Here is a 905-nt window from a genome sequence, read left to right on the forward strand (position 1 = left end):
TTCGCGGAGTTCGGCAAGCAGGGTGGTCTTGCCGCTGATGGTCGGTGCAAGGCGTTCGCCGAGGGTGCCGACGGCACCGCCTGGGGCGAGGGCGCGGGCATGCTCCTTGTGGAGCGGCTGTCCGATGCCCGCCGCAACGGTCACCGTGTTCTCGCCGTGGTGCGGGGGACCGCCGTCAATCAGGACGGTGCGTCGAATGGTATGACGGCGCCGAACGGTCCGTCGCAGCAGCGCGTGATCCGCGAGGCGTTGACGAGCGCGGGTCTTGCGGCGTCCGACGTGGATGTGGTGGAGGCGCATGGGACGGGTACGTCCCTGGGTGACCCGATCGAGGCGCAGGCGTTGCTTGCGACGTACGGCCAGGACCGCCCCGAAGGCCGTCCGTTGCTGCTGGGTTCGGTGAAGTCGAACATTGGTCATACCCAGGCCGCTGCCGGTGTTGCGGGTGTCATGAAGATGGTGCTTGCGATGCGGCACGGGGTGGTGCCGCCGACGTTGCATGTGGATGAGCCGAGTAGTCATGTCGACTGGGCTTCGGGTGCTGTGGAGCTGGCGACGGAGAGGGTTGCGTGGCCCGGGCAGGGGGTGCGGCGTGCGGGTGTGTCGTCCTTCGGGATCAGTGGTACGAACGCCCACGTCATCCTGGAGGAGGCGCCGCGGGAAGCTGGCACCCCCTGCCCGGGCCACGCAACCCTCTCCGTCGCCAGCTCCACAGCACCCGAAGCCCAGTCGACATGACTACTCGGCTCATCCACATGCAACGTCGGCGGCACCACCCCGTGCCGCATCGCAAGCACCATCTTCATGACACCCGCAACACCGGCAGCGGCCTGGGTATGACCAATGTTCGACTTCACCGAACCCAGCAGCAACGGACGGCCTTCGGGGCGGTCCTGGCCGTACGT

Annotated in this window: 1 protein-coding gene and 1 pseudogene; one reads left to right on the forward strand and one right to left on the reverse strand. The window is 67.6% G+C overall.

Annotation, left to right across the window (positions count from 1 at the left end; all coding sequences use genetic code 11):
* A partial coding sequence (locus BFF76_RS17235) for a ketoacyl-synthetase C-terminal extension domain-containing protein (RefSeq protein WP_420877215.1) occupies positions 1 to 738 on the forward strand: 738 nt, incomplete at its 5' end.
* A gap of 74 nt (positions 739 to 812) precedes the next feature.
* Here BFF76_RS17235 and BFF76_RS34685 read toward each other — a convergent pair.
* Positions 813 to 857: pseudogene (locus tag BFF76_RS34685) on the reverse strand (hypothetical protein); the annotation flags it as partial.
* Positions 858 to 905 lie beyond the last annotated feature (48 nt).

Source organism: Streptomyces mutomycini (assembly GCF_001700505.1).
GTDB classification, from domain to species: domain Bacteria; phylum Actinomycetota; class Actinomycetes; order Streptomycetales; family Streptomycetaceae; genus Streptomyces; species Streptomyces mutomycini.